Annotated in this window: 21 protein-coding genes; 7 read left to right on the forward strand and 14 right to left on the reverse strand. The window is 57.6% G+C overall.

Going from position 1 to position 25181, the window contains the following annotated elements:
• Positions 1-89 precede the first annotated feature (89 nt).
• From LA5095_RS27840 to LA5095_RS27875, 7 genes are all read left to right on the forward strand, one after another.
• A complete protein-coding gene (locus LA5095_RS27840) occupies positions 90-1049 on the forward strand; it encodes a dihydrodipicolinate synthase family protein (protein ID WP_055121121.1) in 960 nt (319 codons plus the stop codon).
• Complete coding sequence (locus LA5095_RS27845; RefSeq protein ID WP_055121079.1) at positions 1040-1972, forward strand: 4-hydroxyproline epimerase; 933 nt, start codon at positions 1040-1042, stop codon at positions 1970-1972. Before LA5095_RS27840 ends, LA5095_RS27845 begins: the two co-directional genes overlap by 10 nt.
• Positions 1973-1997: 25 nt before the next feature.
• The gene (locus tag LA5095_RS27850; RefSeq protein WP_055121081.1) at positions 1998-3248 is read left to right on the forward strand and encodes an NAD(P)/FAD-dependent oxidoreductase; all 1251 of its coding nucleotides are present in this window, start codon (positions 1998-2000) and stop codon (positions 3246-3248) included.
• A gap of 10 nt (positions 3249-3258) precedes the next feature.
• On the forward strand, positions 3259-4362 hold the full coding sequence (locus tag LA5095_RS27855) for a cis-3-hydroxy-L-proline dehydratase (RefSeq protein ID WP_055121084.1): 1104 nt from the start codon (positions 3259-3261) through the stop codon (positions 4360-4362).
• Between the two features lie 9 nt (positions 4363-4371).
• Positions 4372-5397, forward strand: a complete 1026-nt coding sequence (locus tag LA5095_RS27860) for a trans-3-hydroxy-L-proline dehydratase (protein ID WP_055121086.1) — start codon at positions 4372-4374, stop codon at positions 5395-5397.
• Positions 5398-6692: 1295 nt separating this feature from the next.
• Positions 6693-6932 (forward strand): hypothetical protein, encoded by a 240-nt coding sequence (locus tag LA5095_RS27870; RefSeq protein WP_055121091.1) that lies wholly within the window; start codon positions 6693-6695, stop codon positions 6930-6932.
• 496 nt (positions 6933-7428) lie between these two features.
• The gene (locus LA5095_RS27875; RefSeq protein WP_029064890.1) at positions 7429-8079 is read left to right on the forward strand and encodes a peroxiredoxin; all 651 of its coding nucleotides are present in this window, start codon (positions 7429-7431) and stop codon (positions 8077-8079) included.
• 315 nt (positions 8080-8394) lie between these two features.
• Here LA5095_RS27875 and LA5095_RS27880 read toward each other — a convergent pair whose 3' ends face one another.
• From LA5095_RS27880 to LA5095_RS27950, 14 genes are all read right to left on the reverse strand, one after another.
• Positions 8395-8589 (reverse strand): hypothetical protein, encoded by a 195-nt coding sequence (locus LA5095_RS27880; protein WP_055121092.1) that lies wholly within the window; start codon positions 8587-8589, stop codon positions 8395-8397.
• Positions 8590-8648: 59 nt separating this feature from the next.
• Positions 8649-9215: an SRPBCC family protein gene (locus tag LA5095_RS27885; protein WP_082442982.1), complete on the reverse strand. Its 567-nt coding sequence runs from the start codon at positions 9213-9215 to the stop codon at positions 8649-8651.
• Between the two features lie 22 nt (positions 9216-9237).
• Entirely contained in the window at positions 9238-10113 is an 876-nt protein-coding gene (locus LA5095_RS27890; RefSeq protein ID WP_208992891.1) for an XdhC family protein, read from the reverse strand.
• A gap of 19 nt (positions 10114-10132) precedes the next feature.
• Positions 10133-11332, reverse strand: a complete 1200-nt coding sequence (locus LA5095_RS27895) for a vWA domain-containing protein (RefSeq protein WP_055121093.1) — start codon at positions 11330-11332, stop codon at positions 10133-10135.
• 4 nt (positions 11333-11336) lie between these two features.
• Complete coding sequence (locus tag LA5095_RS27900; protein WP_055121094.1) at positions 11337-12218, reverse strand: AAA family ATPase; 882 nt, start codon at positions 12216-12218, stop codon at positions 11337-11339.
• 118 nt (positions 12219-12336) lie between these two features.
• Positions 12337-14757: an aerobic carbon-monoxide dehydrogenase large subunit gene (locus LA5095_RS27905; RefSeq protein WP_055121095.1), complete on the reverse strand. Its 2421-nt coding sequence runs from the start codon at positions 14755-14757 to the stop codon at positions 12337-12339.
• A complete protein-coding gene (locus LA5095_RS27910; protein ID WP_082442984.1) occupies positions 14754-15263 on the reverse strand; it encodes a (2Fe-2S)-binding protein in 510 nt (169 codons plus the stop codon). Before LA5095_RS27910 ends, LA5095_RS27905 begins: the two co-directional genes overlap by 4 nt.
• 23 nt (positions 15264-15286) lie before the next feature.
• Complete coding sequence (locus tag LA5095_RS27915) at positions 15287-16153, reverse strand: FAD binding domain-containing protein (protein ID WP_055121096.1); 867 nt, start codon at positions 16151-16153, stop codon at positions 15287-15289.
• A 441-nt stretch (positions 16154-16594) separates the two neighbouring features.
• Complete coding sequence (locus LA5095_RS27925) at positions 16595-17842, reverse strand: MHYT domain-containing protein (RefSeq protein ID WP_055121124.1); 1248 nt, start codon at positions 17840-17842, stop codon at positions 16595-16597.
• Positions 17843-17960: 118 nt separating this feature from the next.
• Positions 17961-19367 carry a glucuronate isomerase gene (gene uxaC / locus LA5095_RS27930; RefSeq protein ID WP_055121098.1) on the reverse strand — a complete coding sequence of 469 codons (1407 nt, stop codon included), beginning with the start codon at positions 19365-19367 and terminating at the stop codon, positions 17961-17963.
• A gap of 16 nt (positions 19368-19383) precedes the next feature.
• On the reverse strand, positions 19384-20826 hold the full coding sequence (locus LA5095_RS27935; RefSeq protein WP_055121099.1) for a mannitol dehydrogenase family protein: 1443 nt from the start codon (positions 20824-20826) through the stop codon (positions 19384-19386).
• Between the two features lie 4 nt (positions 20827-20830).
• Entirely contained in the window at positions 20831-23218 is a 2388-nt protein-coding gene (locus LA5095_RS27940; RefSeq protein WP_055121100.1) for a glycoside hydrolase family 31 protein, read from the reverse strand.
• A gap of 8 nt (positions 23219-23226) precedes the next feature.
• Positions 23227-24528, reverse strand: coding sequence for a TRAP transporter large permease (locus LA5095_RS27945; protein ID WP_055121101.1), 1302 nt, complete (start codon positions 24526-24528; stop codon positions 23227-23229).
• Positions 24529-24548: 20 nt separating this feature from the next.
• Positions 24549-25073: a TRAP transporter small permease gene (locus LA5095_RS27950; protein ID WP_055121102.1), complete on the reverse strand. Its 525-nt coding sequence runs from the start codon at positions 25071-25073 to the stop codon at positions 24549-24551.
• Positions 25074-25181 lie beyond the last annotated feature (108 nt).

The following is a 25181-nucleotide window of genomic DNA, read 5'->3' on the forward strand; positions in this document are numbered from 1 at the left end:
TCGGCGCGCATCTTTGTGACGCCAGGTCTGCGGCCCCATGCGGCGCGGGTTAACCTTGCCCGGCAGACCTGCATCTGAAGGAGTGAATGATGACAACGAATATCTTTTCCGGCTGCATGCCGGCCCTGATGACACCGTGCAAGGCCGATCGCTCGCCGGATTACGATGCACTCGTCAGAAAGGGCCAGGAATTGATCGCTGCGGGCATGTCTGCCGTGGTCTATTGCGGTTCCATGGGCGACTGGCCGCTCCTGACGGACGAAGAGCGCATGGAAGGCGTTGAGCGTCTGGTTGCGGCCAGGGTTCCTGTCGTGGTTGGAACCGGTGCGATCAACACAAAATCCGCTGTCGCACATGCCGCTCATGCCGCAAAGGTCGGAGCGCATGGATTGATGGTCATTCCGCGCGTGCTGTCTCGCGGCAGCTCCCTGGGTGCACAGCGACACCATTTCAGTGCCATATTGTCGGCTGCGCCGAACATTCCGGCCGTCATCTACAACAGCCCTTACTACGGATTTGCGACACGTGCGGACCTGTTCTTCGAGCTGCGCGCACAATTCCCCAACCTGATCGGTTTCAAGGAATTCGGCGGCCTCGACGACCTGCGCTACGCAGCGGAAAACATCACTTCTCAGGATGACAACGTCACGCTTATGGTCGGTGTCGACACGGCCGTTCTGCATGGCTACGTCAATTGCGGCGCGACCGGTGCCATAACCGGCATCGGCAATGCCATACCGAAAGAAGTCCTGCATCTTGTCCGGCTCTGCCAGAAAGCAGCCCAGGGACATGTCGAAGCGCGCCAGCGCGCGGCAGAGCTGGAAGAAGCGCTCGCGATCCTCTCAAGTTTCGACGAGGGCCCCGATCTCGTCCTTTACTACAAGCACCTGATGGTTCTGAACGGTGAAGGCGAATACAGCCTGCACTTCAACGAAACCGACGCCCTGAACGACGCGCAGCGCAACTATGTCGAAGCGCAATACAGTCTCTTCAAGACCTGGTACGCGGGTTGGTCCAGGCAGGGAGGAGTGATCGCCGAATGCGCGTGATCGACAGTCATACGGCTGGTGAACCGACCCGTGTCGTGATCGACGGTGGCCCCGATCTTGGATCGGGATCGCTGGTCGAGCGTGCTGCGCGCCTGGAGGCTGAGCATCTCGATTTCTGCGCTTCTGTGGTGCTCGAGCCGCGCGGTCACGACGCTGTCATCGGTGCTCTCCTGTTGCCGCCCTCGCGGGATGACTGCGTTGCCTCGGTGATCTACTTCAACAACCTGCAGAACCTCGGCATGTGCGGCCATGCATCGATTGGACTTGGCGTTACCCTGGCGCATCTGGGTCGGATCGAACCCGGACGTCACAAGCTGGAAACCCCTGTCGGTGTGGTCGAAATTCATCTGCATGATGCGAACACGGTCTCCGTGGTCAATGTTGAAAGCTACAGGCATCTGAAAGATGTCATGGTAGATGTCGACGGGTTTGGCCAATTCACGGGTGATGTCGCCTGGGGCGGCAACTGGTTTTATCTGGTGAAAGACAGCCCGGTCGCCCTGACACCAGCCAACATCAGACCGTTGACGGATTTGACGCTAAAGATCCGCACGGCGCTCGAAGAGCGCGGGATCACGGGTGCGGACGGGGCCTGGATCGATCACATCGAGCTCTTTGGTCCACCGCAGGATCGTGCATCCGACAGCCGCAATTTCGTGCTGTGTCCGGGCGGAGCCTACGACCGTTCGCCCTGCGGGACCGGATGTTCCGCGAAGCTTGCCTGCCTGGCCGAAGATGGTGTCCTGGAACCGGGCCGCGAGTGGGTACAGGAAAGCGTCATCGGCAGCAAATACACGATCAGCTACCAGCGCGGATCGAAAGGCGCCATTGTGCCGTCTGTTACCGGTCAGGCATTCGTCACGTCCGATGCGACCCTGATTTTCAATCCCGCGGATCCATATCGGCTGGGTATTCGGCCCTGAGAGTTGAGAAGGTGATGTATCGACCATGACGGACAACGCCGTCCATGACATCGTGGTGGTCGGTGCCGGGATCATCGGCATCAGCACAGCGCTGGCCCTGCAGGCACAGGGACGACACGTCCAGGTGCTGGACAGGGACGACGGCCTGAAAAAGGCATCGGAAATGAATGCCGGCGCCTTTGCCTTCACCGATATCGTGCCGCTGGCAACACCGGGCATCATGCGCAAGGCACCCAAATGGCTTCTCGATCCGTTGGGTCCACTGTCCGTGCCGCCCGCCTATGCGCTGAAAATCGCGCCCTGGATGCTGCGCTTCTGGCGGGCGAGCTGGCCGGACCGCTACCGTCACTCCCTGAATGCGCAAGCCAGCCTGATGGATGCTTCCCGGCATGCGCTGGATTGCCAGATCCGGGAAACGTCTGCGGAGCAATTGTTTCGCCGGGATGGCCAGCTGCAGCTTTACGAAGGAGAGCGGGAATTCCGTGCCAGCATGGACGCCTGGCATCTCAGAAAGAAACACGGCATCCCCTTCGAGCTTCTGGAAACAAGAGACGCCATTGCCGCTATCCAGCCGGGTATAGACGCGCGTTTTACTCATGCAGGATATACGCCGGAATGGATGAATACCTGCAATCCGGCCAGCTTTCTGAAGCATCTCTCCGAAACTTTTCTGGCACGCGGAGGACGGATCGAAGCCGATGACGTCATGTCAGTCACACCTGGTGAGGCATTCGTTTCTTTGTCAGGACGGAACGGAGAAACGCGAGCAGCAAATGTCATTGTCTGTGCCGGTGCCTGGTCCCGTCATCTGGCGTCAACGGTCGGAGACAGTGTCCCGCTGGAAACGGAACGGGGTTACAACACAACCCTTGCCGACGGCGCGTTTGATCTGAGGACACATTTGACGTTTGGCAGCCACGGGTTCGTGGTGACACGGATCAACGACGGTATCCGGGTTGGCGGTGCTGTCGAGCTGGGCGGATTGAAGCTGCCCCCCAATTACAAGCGCGCGGAGACGCTGCTGAAAAAGGCCAAGAGTTTTCTGCCGGAGCTGAAGACGGAACCCGGGACGCAGTGGATGGGATTCCGCCCTTCCATGCCGGACAGTCTCCCGGTCATCGACCGCTCGCCGAGGGAGCGCAGGGTTTTCTATGCCTTCGGGCATGGTCATCTGGGCCTTACGCAGGCCGCCGGCACCGCAAAACTTGTCACCGAACTTGTCCAGGGTCAGACCCCTTCAATCGATATGAGCGCATTCTCTGCGCGCCGCTTCTGAGGAGACGGAAATGAAAATTTCGGCCATCAATGTGTTTCAGGTCGGCCTGCCACTTAAGGAAGGACGCTACAGCTGGTCCAACGGCAACTTCATCGAGGTTTTCGATAGTACGGTCGTTGAGATTGTTACGGACGGGGGTCTGAAAGGCTACGCGGAGTGCTGCCCGCTCGGGTCGGCATATCTGCCGAGTTTCGCTCTTGGAGTTCGCGCCGGCCTTGAGGAGCTGGCGCCCCATCTGATCGGGCTGGATCCCCTGAATATCGGCGAAATCAACCGGGTCATGGATACGGCTCTGCGCGGACATCCTTATGCAAAGGCGCCCATTGATATTGCCTGCTGGGATCTACTTGGCAAGGCAACGGATCAGCCCGTCTATACGCTGCTTGGCGGTGCTGCACAGGACGATGTGGTCCTTTACCGGGCAATCAGCCAGGAAGCGCCCGACGTGATGGCGAAAAAGATCGAAGGCTATGTGGCGGAGGGTTACACCAAGTTTCAGCTGAAGGTCGGCGGTGATGCCAACGACGACATCGACCGCATTCATGCGACCCGCGCGGTTCTGAAATCCTCTGATCTGCTTGTCGCGGACGCCAATACCGGTTGGACACGTCACGAAGCGGCACGCGTGGTCGGGGCGGTGTCTTCGCTTGATGTTTACATCGAGCAGCCCTGCATGACCTATGAAGAGAGTGTGTCGATCCGGCGCCGGACCGGCCTGCCGTTTATTCTGGACGAAGTCATCGACGGTCCGAACATGCTGGTGCGCGGCATTGCGGAAGATGCCATGGATTGCATCAATCTGAAGATTTCCAAGGTCGGTGGCCTGACCAGGGCGAAACTGATGCGCGACCTGTGTGTGGCCCATGGCATCCCGATGACCATTGAGGACACGTGGGGCGGAGATATCACCACGGCCGCCATCGCCCATCTTGCCCGCTCGACACCGCCGGAATTCACGTTCTCGGCAACCGATTTCAACAGCTATGGCACCGTCGACATTGCGGAGGGGGCACCGAAGCGCGTCAACGGCCGGATGACCGCGGCGGATCGGCCGGGCCTCGGCATAACACCGATTTTCGAAGCTCTTGGCGACCCGGTCGCCAGCTATTCGTGAGGCAGGATCATGCGCAGCAGCAAAACCATTCATGTGATCTCCTGCCATGCGGAAGGCGAAGTCGGCGACGTCATCGTGGGCGGTGTGACGCCGCCGCCGGGAGACACGATCTGGGAGCAGCGCAGCTTCATTGCCAAAGACCAGTCTCTGCGTAACTTCGTTCTGAATGAACCGCGCGGCGGGGTTTTCAGGCATGTCAATCTGCTGGTGCCGCCGAAGCATCCCGAAGCTGACGCGGCCTTCATCATCATGGAGCCGGAAGACACGCCGCCCATGTCCGGCTCCAATTCCATCTGTGTGTCGACTGTTCTGCTTGATGGCGGGATTGTCCCGATGACCGAACCGGTAACGGAACTGGTTCTGGAAGCCCCGGGTGGTCTGGTGCGTGTCAGGGCAGATTGCAGGAATGGCAAGGCAGAGAGGATCCACGTCCAGAATGTAGCAAGCTTTGCCGACAGACTGGACGCAAATCTGGAAGTGGACGGCTTGGGTACACTGACGGTCGACACGGCCTATGGCGGCGACAGTTTTGTTGTCGTCGATGCGAGCGCTCTTGGATTTGCCATCGAGGAAAGCGAAGCTGCGGATATTGCCAGACTGGGTGTGCGCATTACCAATGCGGCGAATGAGCAGCTTGGTTTCTGCCATCCCGAAAACGCCGACTGGAAACACATTTCGTTCTGTGCATTTTGTGGCCCATTGACAGCAACCGACAAGGGACTGACAGGACGTTCCGCAATTGCGATCCAGCCGGGCAAGGTGGATCGCTCACCCACGGGAACGGCGGTTTCTGCGCGCATGGCGCTGATGGCGGCGCGTGGGCAGATGTCTGTCGGACAGGAATTCGAGGCGCGATCCATTATCGGATCGACCTTCACCGGCAAGGTCCTTTCGGAGGCGACTGTCGGCGACAGACCGGCGATCATTCCTCAGATCAGTGGCCGCGCCTGGGTCACCGGCATTCATCAGCACATGCTGGACCCGAGCGACCCCTGGCCGGGCGGGTACAAGTTGAGTGACACATGGGGTGCGTAAGGCGATCCTGATATTTATGGTGACAACTTGAATTCAGTTGATAAAGAGACAGCGAACTAGTAATTTTCCGTCATATAGTCTGGAGGTTGAAGTCTGGAAATAGTTCTAGGAGCAATAATCGACCTTGTTTTGAAGGTTATGAAAAACTCATTCGCGCAAAAAGTTCTTCTTTCAAGTATACTTTTTGTCGGTGTGTTATGGGCTCTAATTAGCTACAGGATCTGGTTTAACGTATGAATTTTGTAGCTCGACTTGTCAAAAGCTGATGATGTTGACTGCAAATGGTATTTCATCAATCGCTAGAGAATGACTATTGAGCATCGCTAAAGGTCAAGACTGTCGATGAATAGGTCTAATATTCACAAAGACAAATTTAACAAAATCGACTTAGGTTTCATTTTTTTCATTTATATTATTTCGGGTTTTGTTATTCAAAAACTTTGATGACAGCGGCAGCTTCAACTACGAATTTTTCGCAGGCAATGTGACTTCATTGATAGTGGTTCTCTAACGGAATGTGGGCGTCAAACCTAATGATTGAGTATTGGGCGAGTGTCTTGTTTTCTGCGGTGGTTTGCATCTTTGTCGCTCTAACAAGGAATGCGACATATGGACGGTTGGCAAGATAAGGGCGATGGTGCTTCAAGCTTTGTTTCCCGTAGCGGCGACGTTATCACGGTTGGAGAAATCACCAGAAGCAACCCGGATTATCATGATATCATGCTCAGACGAACTTCTGGTACAACGCAGGAAGTCCAGCTGTTCCTTCTGAAGTTGTCAGCGACGGACTTCGGGCAAACCCGACCTCCCGGGGTTCTTAGAATTGGGTGCTTGGTGTTGTTTCTCATTATTGTCCAAATGAACGCACCGTCGTTAACATCACCACAAATTTTCGCTCGCTAGACACCGGCGTCGTGCAGCGAGAAATCGTCGTTATCGCTGGACAATATTAACGCAAAACGACCGGTATGGGCACGGGTATCCTTCCGGAGTTGAACAGTTGGGCGGCTCCTCCTGTGTGGACACGGACGGATAGGAGCATCATGCTCCAACCCTTGAAGGTAGTGGGAGTGGCACCCAACCCGCTGCAAGCTGGAGACGTTTACCCAAACCTGCATCGCGTCAACAAATGTTTCTTCACCGGAACGCCAATTTCCATGTGGGACGGCATGGAATAACCAATTGAGCATATCAAACCGGGTGATGTCGTAACGTCTTACGACGAGAACGGCAAACTGGTTCCGGACAACACCTGGATCAACGACGGTAATATTGTGCTTTTGGACGAGATTACCATGACGCCGTTCGTCGGGACCTTCACCAACCAATTGCCGAAGCCAGAAGACTTCGTCATGCAACGCAGTCAGGTGACATTGGCGGACATTTACGAGGCGGATGAATGGGAAGCCGTTGCACCGCAGGCACCGCCGCTTCACCGGGGTGAAGTCGGGCCATCGTTCGAGAGTATCAGCGGCGGCCTTCAAGCGCCCGGTCGTGAAGACAATCGACCGCCGAATATTCCGATTTCCATGTAGGGAGCTGCTAACCAGCCAACCATGAGCCGGATGTAGCGTCGGGACTATGAGGCCAGGCAACGAAAGCAGGCTAGGCGCAAGACTCGAACGGCGCAATGAGGCCCGTTCGAATGGACTTGGCGCTTCAATCTGAATCCGAATTGAGTAGCCGTCAGAAACAAATTCCCCTTACCCTTTGTTGGCGAAGACCTCGAAGTGCTCAGTGGCCGGGCGGGTACAAGTTGAGTGACACATGGGGTGCCTGATCAATCGGGATTCGAATTTCCCTGCGGATATTGTCGCGATTTATTGAAGCGGGGTCTGACCTGATTGGTGTAGGCTCTTTCACGCAGGAATGGCTGGGGAGCAACGTTTGGTGAGCCTTCCCTTGTACATCTGCGATTCTCTGTCGGACCGGCTAGGCATTGCCCGCGGGAACAAGAGAGCTTAACTAAAGCTGCGCATTCAGTTGGGTGACGTTTCTCGCCCCCGCAGATACCTGAAAGGATTCTTCCAAATGTCTCTTCGTATCAATGACACAGTTCCGGATTTCACGGCGGAAACCGACCAGGGTCCGATCAGCTTTCACGAATGGATCGGTGACAGCTGGGCTATCCTGTTCAGCCATCCGAAAGACTTCACACCGGTTTGCACGACCGAATTCGGTGTCGTCGGGCAATTGAAGGACGAATGGGAAAAACGCGGCACCAAGGTCATCGGTGTTTCGGTCGACAACGCGGAAGATCACCGGAAATGGAAGCTCGATATCGAGAAGGTGTCCGGCGCGACCCCAGGCTTCCCGATCATTGCCGATGAAGGCCTCAAGGTCTCCAAGCTGTTCGACATGCTTCCCGCAGAAGCTTACATGCCCGATGGACGAACGCCTGCGCACAGCGCGACAGTGCGCTCTGTTTTCATCATCGGCCCTGACAAACAGCTCAAGCTGTCCATGACATATCCGATGACCGTCGGACGTAACTTTGCCGAAGTTGTTCGTGCGCTCGATGCATTGCAAACGTCGGCCAAAGGCGTTGCCACACCCGCGAACTGGAATGTCGGTGAAGATGTCATCATTCCGCCGAGCGTCAATGACGACGACGCCCGCGCGAAATACGGTGAATTCAATGCCGTGCTGCCTTATCTGCGCAAGATCAAGGCACCAGCGTAACGCCGGGGTACGACGCGAAGTGATGGGTCGGTGTCGCTGAGTGTTTCAACGCCATGGATTCAAGTCGGTTGGACGAGCTGACTAACGGTGCCTGCCTTCCGAATTATCTTCCACAATTGTCATCCCGGTCTTGCCGCATTGGCGGCAAGACCGGGATCCAGTATGCCGAGAGGCTGTGATGAAAAAGGCGGTCAAACAGGAGTTTACTGGATTCCAGCCTTCTGCTGCGCTTCTGCCGGAATGACAAGCTTATTGGGATGAGATCATCCTGGAGGCCGAAACGCGGTCAGCCAGGGTGACACCGATAGCGGGATCTCAGCCGATCGGCGAGCAGATCTGCAACAGCGCCGCCAGATGATCCGGCGTCGCAAGGCCGATGCAGCAGGCATGGACAGTCAGCAGGAATGCTGTCAGCACGGAGCCGGTTGCCAGGGCAAGCACAAGCGAGGGATCCTGACGGAGCTCGCGAGCCGCGGTCGCTATTGAACCGGAATTCTGCGTCTTTTTCATGTGTTCCTCCCCTTGAGTGCGAGGCGTCCGGACAATTTTCCACCCGGACGCAGTAAATTTCAAGCAGCTGGTTCTTCTGCGGCCGGGTCGGCTTTCTTTCCACCGAAAAGACCGCCCAGCCAGCCTTTCTTTTGTTCAGGTGCCTCGGCGTTGATTTCTTCTGTGGCGTGCTCTGCCGGCTCCGTCGGCGCCACCTGCTCGGCAAAGGCGGCAAAAAATTCTCCGGCCAGCCGTTTTGACGTACTGTCGATCAGCCTTGCGCCGAGTTGTGCAAGTTTGCCACCTACTTTCGCGTCAACTTCATAATTGAGAATGGTTGCGTCCGGTCCATCTTCTTCCAGGCGGATCTTGGCGCCGCCACGCGCGAATCCGGCAACGCCGCCGGAGCCTTCTCCCTCGATCGTGTAACCGTTGGGCGGATCGAGATCATTGAGAGTGACCTTGCCGCCGAACGTCGCCTTCACCGGTCCGACCTTGAGCTTGACCTTGGCCTCCATCTCGGTGTCCGAGTGTTTGACCAGTTCCTCGCAGCCCGGGATTGAAGCTTTCAGCACGTCCGGATCGTTGAGTGCTTCCCAGACCTTTTGCCGGGGGGCTTCAATACGTTGGCTGTCGTTCATTTGCATGTAGGTGTCTCCGATTGAAATTTCAGATGTACTGTATGTTTGTCTGGCGTTGACCTGTGCGGCGGATCACGAGCAATTCGGCCAGGATCGAAAGAGCGATTTCTTCCGGCGTAATGGCCCCGAGATCTAGGCCTGCGGGTCCTTCGATGCGCTCAAGGTCTTGTTCGCTCAAACCTTTTTCGCGCAACTTTTCCTTTAACGTTGAGATTTTTCGACGGCTTCCGACAAAGCCGATATGCCGGGCAGGTACGTTCAAGGCCCCTTCCAGGGCAGCGAGATCACCACGCCCCTGGGTGGAGACGAGGATATAGGTGTCCGCGTTTCCGATTGCATCAAGTCCGAAGCCGTCGATCAGTCTGCCTGCGCCCGGGAAGGCGGCATGGTCTTCCGCCGGTGCGCAGATCGCCACGTCAAAACCGATGGTCGGCGCCTGCTTGGAGAGCGCGAGCGCCACCGGGCTTGCACCACAGATCACCAGGATCGGCCGCGGCAGAACCGGTTCCACGAATATGTCCATGGTTCCCTTGCTGGGACACATGTTTTTGGCAAATTGCACGCCTTCACGTTCCTCGCCTGATTCGACACCAAGCTCGGCAAGCAGGTCCTCTGGCTGGATCGAGACCAGCCGCGCTTCACCATCTTCCAGTGCGGCCCGGGCCGCCTTGATCACGGCAGACCGCGCACATCCGCCTCCAATCCAGCCGCCGGCAATGCTGCCGTCTGCTGCAATCACTGCCTTTGCGCCCGCCTTGGCGGCGGTCACGGATATTGTTCGCACAACGGTTGCGAGCGCAAATGGTTCGCTTGCGTTTTGCAACCTGTTCATGAGGGGTTGCAGGTCACTTGTCAGTTCTGGTCCGGCATTTGAATGCGGTGTCGGAACGGAAGAATGTTTCATCGATGCATCTCCCATGGCATCACAACTTTGCCAGATAGGGTTCAAGAGCGGCGAGACTGTCGAGATTGTGAGCCGGTGCAAACAGGTCGACATGCGGCAGAGCGGCCTCCATGCCGCCCGCGGTCGGCTCATAGCCCTGCCAGCCAATCAGCGGATTGAGCCAGACAATGCGTTTGCACCGGCGCCGCAACTTTGCCATCTCCACGCCAAGCGCTTCGGGAGCACCGGTATCGTAGCCGTCGGAAAGGATCAGCACGCAGGTGCGTGAATGAATGACCCTGGCAGCATGCCAACGGTTGAACTCGGCGAGGGCCTCACCGATTTTTGTTCCGCCACCGATGCCCTGTGCCATGAGGCCCATGCGATCGAGCGCCCTTGCGGCGTCCCGTTCCGAGAGCGCCGAGGAGACGTGAACAAGCCGGGTGTGAAACAGGAAAGCCTCGGCTTCCCGGAAATTGTCCAGCATGCCGTGTACGAAGCGGGTGAAGACAGCGGTGTAGTTATTCATCGATCCGGAAGCATCAAGCAGGATCACCAGCCTGAGTTGCCGGTGGCGTGGACCCTTCCGGATGAGTTCGATCGGTGTTCCGCCATGGGCGATCGAATGCCGGATGGTCCGGCGAAGATCAAGTCGGGGTCCTTTCCGTCTCTGCTTGTCACGGCGCGTTAGCCGGACACGCATGGATTTTGCCAGCCGTTCGGCAAGTTCGTGCGCCTTTTCAGCGGCCTCGGGATCGTGAAGATTTCGGAAATCGACCTGTCCGAGACTTTCGGCGATGCTGGCGCCCTCGCGTCTGCCGGAGGGCGTGTCGTCCGTGTCTTCATCTTCTTCGCCTGGTTGACGCTCCACATCGCCGGCGATCGTGTCCTGTCTTGAACCCTGTGCATCCATCAGTTCGCGGATCGTCTTCATGCTTTTTTTCGAACTGCTGCCGGACACTTTCACACCCGACTTCACACCTTTGCCGAACCAGTAGGCATCAAACAGGTCGTCGAATGTGTTCCAGTCCGACAATCGACCGCAGAACAGGGCGCGGAAAGCTCCCTTGAGATTGTGGGATTTTCGCATGAGCGGTGACCGCAATAGTGCAAGTGCGTCGCCTGTCTCCGCTAGCCCGACCTTGAAGCCGCTGTCCCGGAGCGAGCGGACAAAACCGGCAAGTCGCAGGCGCAGCACAATTCCGATGTCCTCGTGCGTTTCTGGACTTGCCGTGGTCATCACGTCAGGCCACCTTGCCCAGAAGCCGATCGGTAACTTCCTGTGTGACGCGCGTCTGATCCTCACGTGTCTTCAGCACGCAGGCGAGCGTGTCGAACACCAGCTCCCGGTTTTCATGAAGGTTTCCGGCACCAAGTCCGAGCAGTGCTGCCGCCCAGTCGATCGTTTCGGCGACACCTGGCACTTTCGTCAGGTCTTCCTTTCGAAGCTTGCCCATCAGCTCGGCAATCTGAAGAGCAAGCGAGGCATCAAGGCCGTCGACACGCGCAAGCAGGATGCGCGCTTCCCTGTCAGGTGTCGGATAGTCGACATAGTGATAGAGGCATCGCCGGCGAAGGGCGTCGGAGAGTTCGCGCGTGCCGTTGGATGTCAGCACGACACGAGGAATACTTGTGGCATGGACGGTGCCAAGCTCGGGAATGGACACCTGATAGTCCGAGAGGACTTCCAGCAGGAAAGCCTCGAATTCCTCGTCGGCCCTGTCGACTTCGTCGATCAGGAGAACCGGCGGGCTTGCCTGCCGGATCGCGGCAAGCAGGGGACGTTCAAGGAGATACTTCTCGGAAAACACGGCTTCCTCAACCTGGTCAGCATCGTCGCCTGACCCTTCGCGCGCCTTGATTGCAAGAAGTTGCCGTTGGTAGTTCCATTCATAGATGGCATCGGAGCGGTCGAGGCCCTCATAGCATTGCAGGCGGATGAGATCGGTGTTCTCCAGTTTGGCGAGTGCCTTGGCAACCTCGGTCTTGCCGACACCGGCTTCGCCCTCAAGAAGCAGCGGACGGTTCAGCATCCCGGTCAACAGTAACGCGGTCGCAAGTCCGTCATCGGCCAGGTAGCCGGTCTCTGCGAGCGCTTCCGCCAATTGTTCTCTGGTTTTGCTCATCCGTTCCGCTGCAATCTGGTGTGTTCAGGGTACAGGCTCAGTCGGGTCCGAAGCACTGATCCCGGATCTGAAAGCCAGGCATGCGCCGCGGGCAATGCCCGCGGCGTCTTTGATGAACTCAGCTGTGCGCGCCGAGGTTCTTTGCGGCTTGCCAATTGCGCCAGGCATCATGCGGCATCTGGATATGCGTGTTGCCCAGGAACTGGAAGGCATCGTTGACCGCATTCGAGAACGCCGGAACACCGCCCACATTCGGGCTCTCGCCGACACCCTTTGCACCGATCGGATGATGCGGGCTCGGCGTCACCGTGTGGTCGGTCTCCCAATGGGGGGTCTCGACGGCGGTCGGGATGAAGAAGTCCATGAAGGACGCTCCGAGCACGTTGCCGGTCTCATCGTAACGGATCTCCTGACCCATCGCGATGGCAAAGGCTTCGGTCAGACCACCATGAACCTGTCCTTCGATGATCATCGGATTGATGCGGGTGCCGCAGTCGTCGAGCGCATAGAAGCGCCGGGTCGTGGCAACACCTGTATCGACATCGATATCCATCACGCAGAAATAGGCGCCGAACGGATAGGTCATGTTGGGTGGATCATAGTAGCTGACCGCTTCCAGACCCGGTTCCATGTTGGGCGGCGGAGCATGATAGGCTGCCCAGGCGATCTCCTTCATCGACTTGCGTGCTTCCGGATTGCCCTTCACCTGGAAACCGTCCACATCCCATTCAAGGTCGTATTCCGAGACTTCCAGCATGTGTGCCGCGATCATCTGTGCCTTGTTGCGGATCTTGCGGGCGGCAAGGGCGATCGCAGCGCCGGCAACAGGTGTCGAGCGGGAACCATAGGTTCCAAGGCCATATGGTGCCGTATCGGTATTGCCTTCCTCGACCATGATGTCGGCGGCGGGAATTCCGATTTCCGTGGCGATGATCTGCGCCCAGGTCGTCTCGTGGCCCTGGCCCTGGGACTTGGTTCCCATACGAGAAATTACCGAACCCGTCGGATGCACGCGGATTTCCGCACTGTCGAACATCGCAACACCCAGGATATCGCAGTTCTTGGACGGGCCCGCGCCGACGATTTCCGTGAAGAAGGAAACGCCAATACCCATGATTTCGCGCGTTTCTCCGCGTTTGAAGGCCTCCTGTTTGGCTTTCTGCTCCACGCGGAGTTCCCGGTAGCCGATCGTGTCCATCGCCTTCTGCATGGCGGTGTGATAGTCGCCGCTGTCATACTCCCAGCCAAGTGCGGACTGATACGGAAACTGCTCCGGCTTGATGAAGTTCTTTATGCGAAGGTCGGCCGGATCCATTTCCAGCTTCTGCGCCAGAATGTCCATCCCCCGTTCGATGCAGTAGGCCGCTTCCGTCACGCGGAAGGAGCATCGGTAGGCAACACCGCCCGGTGCCTTGTTGGTATAGACGCCATCCACTTCCAGGTGCGCCGTCGGGAAGTCATAGGACCCGGTGACGATGTTGAAGAAACCGGCCGGCCATTTCGACGGATCGGCACAGGCGTCGAAGCCGCCGTGGTCGGCGAGCACGTGCACTTTCAGGCCTGTCACGGTGCCATCGCTCTTGGCGGCGATTTCCGTGGTCATGTGGTAATCGCGGGCGAATGACGTCGTGGAGAGGTTCTCCATGCGGTCCTCGACCCACTTTACCGGGACACCGGTGACGATGGAGGCGACGATAGAGCAGATATAGCCCGGATAGGCACCGACCTTGTTGCCGAAACCACCACCGATATCCGGTGCGATAACGTGGATCTTGTGTTCCGGAATGGTGGAGAGCAGCGAGGCAACCGTGCGGATCACATGAGGAGCCTGGAACGTGCCCCATACCGTCAACTCGCCCTTCACCTTGTCCATGGACGCCACGCACTGGCAGGTTTCCAGCGGCGACGGGTGCGTGCGGTGGTAGGAGATCATCTCGTTGATCGTGACATCAGCTTCCGCGAAGGCTTTTGCTGTCTCGTCCTTGTCGCCGACTTCCCAGTTGAAAATGTGATTGTGGTGCTTTCGCGGACCGTGCGCACCTTCCATCTTGCCTTCAAGATCGGGACGCAGAACAGGTGCATCGCTATCCATCGACTTGAACGGATCGGTCAGGACCGGCAGTTCTTCATAGTCGACTTCAACCAGTTGGATCGCATCATCGGCAATGTAACGGTCTTCGGCAACGACGAAGGCGACTTCCTGGTTCTGGTAGAGCACCTTGCCATCCGCAAGGACCATCTGGACATCACCGGCAAGCGTCGGCATCCAGGCGAGATTGACACCCTTCAGATCCTCTGCCGTCAGGACGGCAATCACGCCGGGCAGTTTCAGCGCCTCGGATGCGTCGATCCTGGTGATCTTCGCATGGGGGTAAGGTGAACGGACGAAATCGCCGAACACCATACCCGGCAGCTTCAGGTCGTCGACATACTGTCCTTTTCCTTGTGTGAACCGTACGTCTTCGACGCGCTTGCGCTTGCAGCCCATGCCTTCCAGGGCGGCTTCACGCTGTTCCCGTGTCGGGGTCATGTCATTCATTCTGCAGCCTCCTGGGTTTCAGGCTGATTGAGCTGTTCGGCGGCATACTGGATCGCCTTGACGATGTTTTGATATCCGGTGCAACGGCAAAGGTTTCCGGCAATACCCATGCGAATTTCTTCCTCGCTCGGGTTCGGATTTTCTTTCAACAGCGTGTGCGCGCGCGTAATCATTCCAGGCGTGCAAAAGCCGCACTGAAGTCCGTGCATCTGGCGAAAGCCTTCCTGAAGGGCCGACAGTGTTCCATCCGGATTGGCCATGCCCTCGATCGTGGTCATTTCCGCGCCGTTGGCCTGGGCCGCGAAAACCGTGCAGGATTTCACCGACATTCCGTTCATCTCCACGGTGCACGCGCCGCAATGAGACGTCTCGCAACCGATATGAGGGCCGGTAATGTTCAATTCCTCGCGCAGAAAGTGGATCAGAAGCGTGCGCGGTTCGACGAAACGTTGCACCTTCTTGCCGTTGACGGTCAGCGTGACCGGGATCTGTTCGATATCGCTCATGGTGTTCTTCCTCGGTCCCGGTCTTATGCGCTTGCGCGTTCTGCGGCACGTGCCAGTGCGCGCTGCATCATGATGCCGGCCATTTTGGTCCGGTACTCGGCTGGCCCTCGTCCGTCGGATGCTGGGTCGGTGATGGCTTCTGCGGCGGCGACCGCCCTTGCAACCGTAGCTTCATCCAGGGTCGAGCCATTGAGGATATCGCCGGCATCTGCTGCATAGAGCGGCGTGTCGGCGACATTGGTCAGGGCGACCGAACAGCTTGTCACCGTGCCACCCGACATGGACAGCATGACGGCGGCGGCTGCGGTGGCGTAGTCGCCGACCTTGCGCTTCAGCTTCTCGTAAGCCCAACCGTGTCCGGCCGGGGGTGTCGGGATTTTCACCGCGGTCAGGATCTCTTCCGGCGCAAGCGCGGTGAAATAAGCAGCCTCATAGAAATCCCGTGCAGCCACTTCGCGGTTGCCATCCGGGCCTGTCAGGACATAGGACGCGTTGAGGCACTGCATCAGGGCAGGCATGTCATTCCCGGGATCTCCGTTGGCAACATTCCCGCCAAGCGTGCCCAGGTATCGGATCTGGGGATCGGCGATCAGCAGCGAGGTCTCGCGGACGATCGGTAGTTTTTCGCTCAAGAGATCGGACTCGATGAGTTCATGCTGGGTGGTCATGGCACGTATCGTGATGGTGCCGCCGTCTTCGCTGATACCTTTCAGGTCGGCGATACCGCCAAGGTCAACCAGATGTTCCGGGGCGGCCATCCGCAGCTTCATCATGGGGATAAGGCTGTGGCCGCCGGACAACGGTCGCGCTTCGTCACCGTGGCTCACCAGTATGGCAACGGCTTCGGCCACCGATGATGGCCGGTGATAGGTGAATTCACCAGGGATCACGTTCTTCTCCTCCCTCTGACGGCCTGGGTTGTTCCAGGCCGAATGCCGGTCACTGCCTGGTTGCGTCCAGTGGCAAGGGACCGGCCGATCCGTGCATTGCCGTTGGCGTCGAACGGCGGAATGTCACATGTTTCAAGGTTGGGGAGGGGTGCGCTGCACACTCAAGCACACATGCACCGATCGCATCCTGGAATACATCGATCGCTGAAAATCGAACATGAAAAGCGTCAGACACGCTGACGTTTTTCATGAGTTGCGACGGTGCTATTCGCGGAATTCAATGGTTAGACACTGATAATGATGAGAGAATTGGAATTGAATTCGAATGGAATTGGATCTGAATTCAATTGATCGCCATTCGTGCAATTTGCACGAATGGCGACAAGATCAACGCATTGCTGCATCGCACACTAAGCTTTTGGGGTGTTTGATTGGGCGTTGTCATTGTGCGGCAGCCGGCTGCCCTTGCTGTTCAGGCTTGTCTGCCAACGCAGTCAGTCTATTGCGAATCCGGCCCCATCTGGAACGGCTGACCGGAACGGATTGGGCTTCGGTGCCTTCGAGAATGAGGACGCCGCCATCACCGGAACGCTTGAAGCTGGTGACCCGTGACAGGTTGACGATGTGGCTGCGGTGAACCCGTTTGAAGATCTTGGAATCAAGCAACTGTTCGGCTTCGCTGATCGACAGCGGACAGAAATACTCTCGCTGCCCGTCATACAGCTTGGTGTAGTGCGCATCAGCATGAATGGCGGCTACATCCGAAATGCCGATCTGCGTCTTCTGTCCATCGCGCTCAATTGGCAGGGTCCGTTTTGATGCGGTCGAAGGTTTCCTGGGGGATGAAGCTGCAGCCTGCAGACCTGTCGCAGCTCGCTTGATTGCTTCTTCGGTCGGCTTGTGATTGGGCTGGTGTGTGTTCGGAACCGTTTCGAATTCCAGGTCAACTTCAGCATCGCCGCCGTTTGCCTCCGCGGTCGAGGCATTCTCCGCCGGAACGAGCGCAAGCAAAAACAGACCGGAAACGAGGAAGGCGACACAAGAGACGAATATCGCCAGTGTTCCGGGGCCGAGCGATGGCGCTGACAAACCACCCGCCGTTTGGGTCAATTCGTAGGTCATTCCGGACATCGCGGTGTAATGCATTGCCGAAATTGCCAGCGCCATGACGGCAGCCGATATCACGATCGGCGGACGTTTGCCGAGCCCGAACAGCAGCCAGAGCGCAAGGCCGGCCGCATTGAAAGCGATCAGGAAACTTGCCAGAACATAAGTCGGATTGTGTACCATTTGCAGAGATTTATGCAGCGAGTACATGCCGAGATAGTGCATCGTGCAGATGCCGGCCCCCATGACGAAGGCTGCCAGACCGAGGCGGACGGATGTCAGACGTCGGTTGCTGGCTGTGAAAACGGCAACTCCGACAACCAGTACACAGACGAGAAAGGACAACAGTGTCGGCAGGACCAGAAAATCGACACCCAGCGGAAACTTGACGGCAAGCATGCCGACGAAATGCATGGACCAGATGGCAAGAGCAAGCGTAAGCGCTGCGCCGACCAGAAGCAGGCGGCGCCTTGGGTCGGCCGCGTTTCTGACCTGTACCGCCAGACTCAGGCCAACAAAGCTTCCCTGAAAGGCCATAACCAGGGAAAGCGCGACGAGCCAGGGCTCGTGCGTCACTGTCATGCCGAGGCTCTCCTCCCTCTTCGCCTGCTTTCGCCTCTCGAACAGGCTCTCGAAAACCGATGATAAGGCAAAGAAAGGACAGCAGCAATCGTGTCCCGCAATCGTTATCGCTTTGCGGCTAAGGCAAAAACCAGTCCCGTGCATTTTCAAAACAGATGCGCCGGATCAGGCCGTCCGTCAGTTCCGGTTGATCGGGAACGCTGCCATCTTCGATCCAGCGGCCCACGATCCGGCAGACCAGGCGTCTGTAGTATTCGTGACGGGGAAAGGACAGAAATGATCTGGAATCGGTCAGCATTCCGACAAACCGCGACAGCAATCCCATTTGGGCAACCTGCGTGAGATGGCGTTCCATGCCTTCCAGCTGGTCATTGAACCACCAGGCCGGACCCGACTGGATCTTCCCGGGCTCGGAGCCATCCTGAAAGTTGCCTGCGGTTGTCACGAGAACTTCATTCAAGGCCGGATTGAGGCAATAGAGAATGGTCCTTGGGAGCCCCTTGTCTCGATTGATCTGATCCAGAAGCGCATTCAATGGACCGCCAACGGCTTCATCGGAGATGGAATCGCCACCGGTATCGGGTCCAAGGCTTCCAAGGAGCTTGCTGTTGTTGTTGCGGGAGGCCGCAATGTGAAACTGCATCACGATGTTCCGCGCCCGGTACGCCTGCCCAAGTTCGATCAGGACAGCCGCCTTGAAATCGGCCTCATCCTGAACGGAGATCGGCCCACTCTCCATCCCGCGTTTCAAGATGGCATCAAGATCACTGCGAGCGCGAATCGAGAACGGCCGGATTTCGTTCAAGGCATGATCGCTTGCCTTGCAGCCGAGGGTTATGAAGTGGTCAAGGCGCTTGAGCAATGCCTCTATGAGATCGTCGAAGCGACTTATTGCATGATCGGAAGCGATTTCGAGCCGGCGGCAATACGCGGCAAAACCGGCATCGGACGGGACCAGGGTTTTGTCGGGCCGAAAGCTCGGAGCCATTTTGAACGTCAGGTCGGCGTTGTTTTGTGCGCTTGCATGAAAGGAAAGGTCATCACACGGGTCGTCTGTTGTCCCGACGTAACTCACATTCATGCTGCGAAGCAGGCTGCGTGCGCTATGGCTGCGGTTCGCAAGCTTGTCGTTGGCGAGTTCCCAGACCTCATCTGCGGTCTCAGGCCCAAAAACACCCTCCCAACCGAAGTAGCGACGCAATTCCAGATGGGTCCAGTGATAGAGCGGATTTCCAAGGCAATGTGGAATTGTTTCAGCAAAGGCGTTGAATTTCTCGCGGAATGGAGCCGATCCGGTCACCAGACTTTCCGGAATTCCGTTCCAGCGCATGGCGCGCCATTTGTAGTGGTCACCCTCCAACCAGATTTCGCCGATTGAGTCCCAGTTGCGATCTTCCGCTATTGCTGACGGATCCAGGTGATTGTGGAAGTCGACGATTGGCAGCGTTGATGCGACCTCGTGGTAGAGGCGGCGGCTCGCTGGCGTGTCGAGGAGAAAATCCGGTCCGAGAAAGGGGGCGGCCATGAAAACGTCCTGATTGCTAGCTCAAGGTGGAAAGTGACTTGACGACCCCGTCCGTTTCAAGTTGCGCGTATGCAGCGTGAATCCGGCTCGTGAAGTCCTGGCTTCCGACCACCTCGGTTTCGAAGACCGCCGTCAGCGTCAGCATGTTGCTAACATATTCAGGACCATCGGACTGTGTTGCAAATTCCGCGATCCTGGCTGCGAGCGGATCATTGACCGGCAGGAATTCGCCGGTTTCCGACTTTCCGCGACAATAGTGCATCCACCCGGCAACGGCCAATGCCGCAAGCGGCCAGGCGCGATTTGCCTCGAGATGTTGCCGGATTGGGGCAAGCAGTCGTTGGGGCAGTTTCTGACTGCCGTCCGACGCAATCTGCGTCGTCTTGTGGCGAAGGGCCGTGTTGGAAAACCGTTCGATCAACGCATCGCCATAACTGGAAACATCGATCCCGGCCGGAACGTCCAGCGTGGGCGCCTGCTCCTCCAGCATGAGTCTTTTCGCTGCGGTCTGAAAGACCGGGTCTGCCATGCAGTCCGAAATTGTTTCCTTGCCTGCGAGCGCGCCAAGATACGCAAGGAAGGAATGTGTTCCGTTGAGCAGCCGAAGTTTCATCTCCTCGAAGGGAGCGACTTCAGCAACGAATTGTGCTCCGGCAAGGTTCCACGCCGGTCGGTCTCCGGCAAAGCTGTCTTCGATGACCCACTGGCGAAACGGTTCGCAGAGAATACCGTTCGGGTCCGGCCGGCCGAGCGCAGTCTCAAGCTTCTGCTGCGACTGATCGGTCATGGCGGGTGTGATGCGGTCGACCATGGAACTGGGGAAACGGCACTCTGCATCCACCCAAGCGGCCAGTTCCGGATCGAGACGGTCGGCGAAATCCAGAATTGCCTGCCGGCAAAGACGACCATTGGAGGGAAGGTTGTCACACGAAAGCACCGTTAGCCCAGCCAGACCGGCGGTTTTCCTCAGGTGAAGTCCCCTGGCAATGATGCCTATCGCCGTTGCGGGATCGCCGGAAGCGGCAAGGTCCTGTTCGATACCCGGGTTGTTCAGATCCAGGCGGCCATTGGCAAGGCAATACCCCTTTTCGGTAATCGTCAGGGTAATCACACTCATGTCCGGGTCCGCGATCTGCGCAAGCAGGGCGGAAGTTCCGTCCCGCTTGGGATGGAGTGTCCTGATGACGGAACCGATTTCGCGAAGCATGATGTCGTCATCCGACATCTCGCCGACCGTGAACACGCCGCCAGCCTGATCGAGCAGCGTGAGTTCATCCGCTCCGGAATTGAGTCGTGCGGCGACAACGCCCCAATCGGTCGGATCAAGCCTTAGCGCTTCGTCGTGGTAGACCATGACATGCGCCTTGGCGAAGGCTCCGAATCCGATGTGAAGGATCCTGGGTCTCAGCATCGAACGGTCGTAGGGGATTTTCTGTACCTGGAAAGTCGGATCGGACATGGCATTATTGCTTCTGGTCAAGGGAAATGGAATCACCGGAGGCCTGCAGCGTATCATTGACGACTAGATTCTCGTCTCCTGCAAGCCAAAGCTGGATATCGGTAAAGGCCGGGTTCCAACTGCCTGAGCGTTGCCAGTTCAAGTGAACCCGGCCATTTTGTCTGAAGAGCGTAAACCGGGTGAGAGAGTGCCTCTGATGGATCGCATCTTCCGATACACCATCGTCATCATAGGCAAGTGAATGGCGCAATCCATGACCTTCCGGCTGCGGGTAAATCCGCCAGGAACGCGTCCTGTCTGACTGTGCGTCAGCACGTGGGTTGGCTGCTGCCATCGGAATGACGGCGCCGCCACGAACGAAGAGCGGGATCGTGTGCAGCTCGACGGGAACGTCAATCGTTTGGCCGCCGGGATACCAGCCGCGTCCGTCGAAGGACCACCAACCATCGTCATTGGCCGGCAGCGTGACCTGGCGGACCCGTGCTCCCCTTTCGACAACTGTCGCAACAAGCAGGTCTTTGCCGACCAGAAAATCGAATTCCGTTTCGCGGCAGTTCGGGTCGTTCGGGTGATCAAGAAACAACGGTCGCAGGATCGGTTCGCCTTCGCTGACTGCCAGATACAATGACGTATAGAGGTATGGCAGCAGCATTGCCCTGAACGCGAGTGCCTCTCGCACGAGCGGCGTGAGATCCGGGTACATCCACGCTTCGTTGGCCGTTCCATCGTCATTCCAGGAATGGATCGTGAAACGCGGATGAAAAATTCCGTTCTGCACCCAGCGCAGGAACAGCTCCGGTTCGGGCCGTGGTCCTGCAAAGCCACCGACATCGTGACCGATGTTGTAGAAGCCTGACAGGCTGAGGCCGAGCCCCATCGGAATGTTCCAGCGCAAGGTGTCCCAGCTTGTGAAATTGTCGCCTGTCCACGTCTGGGCATAGCGCTGCGTTCCGGGGGCCGCACAGCGGGAAATCAGGTACGGCCGCTGACCCGGTTGATCCTGCTTCTGTGCCTCGCAGGAAGCCCTGGTCATCAGTTGGCTATGCAGCGGCCGGACGAGGCTGACTGGAATGGGCTCACCGAAACCTGCGCAGACGGCGTCATCATCCCAAACCTCGTACTCGTTGTTGTCATTCCAGGAGCTTTTGATGCCCCTTGCCAACAGCTTACTGGTCACATTGGCCTTCCACCAGGCAACAGTCTCCGGATTGGTGAAGTCCAGATGCGAACCGGTTCCGTCCCAGAAAGGAGACTGTTCCGGTGCGCCACTCTCGCTGTCACGAATGAAAAGGCCCTTCGACACCGCTTCCCCGTAGAGCGGGTGATCGTCCAGCAGAACCGGTTTGATGTTGGCGATCAGGTGGATCCCCGCCTCCGCGTAGGCAGAGGTCAGGGCTTCGACATCCGGGAAACGGTCCGCGTTCCAGTTGAAGACATAGCGCCTTCCTTCAATCGCGGTGTATCCGGAAGACAATTGAAAACTGTCGCAGGGGATATCTTCTTCCCTGAGCTTGTCCAGAAACGACTGCACCCGCTCCTGCGCGTTTTCCGAATCCGTGTAAGACATCGTTGACCCGGAGTAGCCGAGCCCCCATCGCGGCATGAATGCGGTGCCACCGGTCAGCCAGTGATGGCGCTTGACGACATCAAGTACGGTTGGCGCCCAGCTGAAATAATAGTCGAGATCACCGTCAGCTGCGCGAAAGGCTCTGAATGGCGGATGATAGTTGTCTTTTTCGTTGCCGAGATCGAACCAGCAGGTCGCCAGCGTGTCGTAGTAAAGGCCAAAGGCACCAGGTTCACCCTTGTCCGTGATCGTGAAAGGCACGTGCTTGTAGAGCGGATCGGTGGTTCTTGCGTCGTAGCCGAGTGCGTCGAGGTTCCGCATTTCAAAGCGGCGCCCCGAGCGTTCGAGCGGCCCCGATTTTTCGCCGAGACCATAGTGGAATTCGCCCGGGTCTCGGCAAAGGAAATGCTGGTTGCGATGATCCTTCCGCCCGATCATGTAGGCATCCTGGGGACGATCGCGGGCGATCTCCTGCCAGGCGCTGTCAGCGTTGGTGCGTGCTTCCCATGTCAGGCAAAGTGGTCGGCCAATTGTCAGGCGCAGGCATTCCGTTTCCAGAACGAGATCGTTTTCATCTGTCTCGAGTTGAAACTCCGGGCAGGAAAATCCGCTGGTGTCTGTCCGCACGCGTCCTTCGAAAGGGACGTCCTGATCCGGTGCGATCGCCCAGGTCCGGTTCAGCCTGTATGTTCCGTCTTTCAGGAGCGTGACCCGCACCAGATCCTGTTCGAGCACGGTCACGGTGAACCTGTGTCTCTCTTCGACGAACAGGGTGAAGCTGCTTTCCGTACGCTCGGCAAATTGCCATCTCTTGAGAGATTTCATGGTCCGTCCTAGTAGCCGAGTAGAACGCGCGGCAGGAACAGGCTGAGCGCGGGAAAATATGTGATCACCAGAAGCAATGAAACCAGGACGGCGTAGAAGCCGATCATCGGTTTGATCACCTGCCCAATCTTCACTCCTCCGACCGAGCATCCTACGAACAGGGCCGATCCGACCGGTGGCGTACAGATACCGATACACAGATTGAACGTCATGACCACTCCGAAATGAACCGGATCCATGCCAAGATCCTCGACGACCGGCAGGAATATCGGCGTGAAGATCAGGAGCGCCGGGGTCATGTCCATGAAGGTGCCGACCACGAGCAGCGCGATGTTGATGATCAGCAGAAGAACGATCGGGTTTTCGGATAACTTCAGCAATGCGTCGGAGATCGAATAGGGGATATCGGCAAATGCCATGGCCTTGGACATGGCTATCGAACACCCGATCATCAAAAGCACGATGGACGTCGTCACCGCACTGTCCAGAATGATGCTCGGCAATTCTCTCCAGGTGATCTCTCTGTACCAGACCACGGCCAGGAAGAGCGTGTAGACAACAGCGACCGCGGAGGCTTCCGTGGCTGTGAAAACACCCCAGACAATGCCTCCCATGACGATCACGATGAGGCCGAGCGGTAACATTGCATCAGCTGCCTTTCTGACGACTTCCACACCGCTCGGACGTTCTGCAACCGGATATCCGCGCCGCTTTGCAATGATGCCGGCAACCACCATCAGGCTGAGCCCCATCAAGAGACCGGGAATGTATCCGGCAACGAACAGAGCGGCGACGGACGTACCGTTGGTGATCAGGGAATAGACGATAAAAGTGGAGCTTGGCGGGATCAGAAGACCTGTCGGGCAGGAAGCGATGTTGACGGCGGCGCTGTAGGCCGGATCGTATCCTTCCTTTTTCTGCAAGGGAGCCATGACGCCACCAACGGCGGCGGCGGAGGCGACCGCAGAACCTGAAATCGAGCCGAACATCATGTTTGCGATGACGTTGCAGTGCGCCAGTGCGCCCGGTAGCCGTCCACCGATCACCTTTGCGAATTCGATCAGGCGCATCGCAATACCGCCCCGGTTCATGATGTTACCGGCAAGAATGAAAAACGGGATCGCCAGCAGCGTGAAACTGTCGAGACCCGAGGCGACCTGCTGGGCGACGATATAGACCGACTGATCGAAAGACATGAACAGCAGGAAGGTTGCAAAGGCCGAAAGACCGATCGAAAAGGCAATCGGAACGCCCAGCATCATGAGCAGTGCAAATGTCCCGAACAGGACGAGGACAGACTGAATATCCATTTTGTTCCCTTGTTCCCGTTCTAGTCCAGCGGGCCGCCGGCCTTCGGTGTACCTTCCTGATCATTCGGTCCTCGTCCGCTCCGGAAGAGGTCGGCCAGAAAGGTCAGGCAATAGTAGAGAATGCAGATTCCGGAAAACGGGATCGCGATATAGACGAGCCCCATGGGCAGCCTGAGGGCAGGTGAGACCTGTCCGGTCGAAAGCGTCCGGTTCACCAGGTCCACGCCGCCATAGATCATCACCAGCGCGGCGAATGTGGCGATAGCCAAGATGATCGCCGCGTTGACCGTGAGCCGGACGTTGCCACTCGTGACTTGCGGAAGCAGGTCGATGGCAAGATGCCTCCGTTGTCCGAGCGTGTAGGCTCCGCCGAGAAGCGCAACCCAGATGAACAGGAACCGGGCCATTTCGTCCGTGACGGTGCTGGGACTTTCCAGAACGTAACGCGAGAATACCTGCCAGATGACGCAGGCGACCAAAACGGCAAATGCGAAGGTGATGACAAGGCGCAGCACGAGATCCACGCCTTTGGTAATGGTGTTCACGATTGTCCTCCCAATCCGGCCTGCAATACCATTTTGAGCAGATGGTAGCGGGGCACGGCAGCACTAGAAATGCGCTATCAACTCAAACTGGTCAACCAATTTCGTAAA

The sequence above is a fragment of the Roseibium album genome, assembly GCF_001404515.1.
Lineage (GTDB): Bacteria > Pseudomonadota > Alphaproteobacteria > Rhizobiales > Stappiaceae > Roseibium > Roseibium album.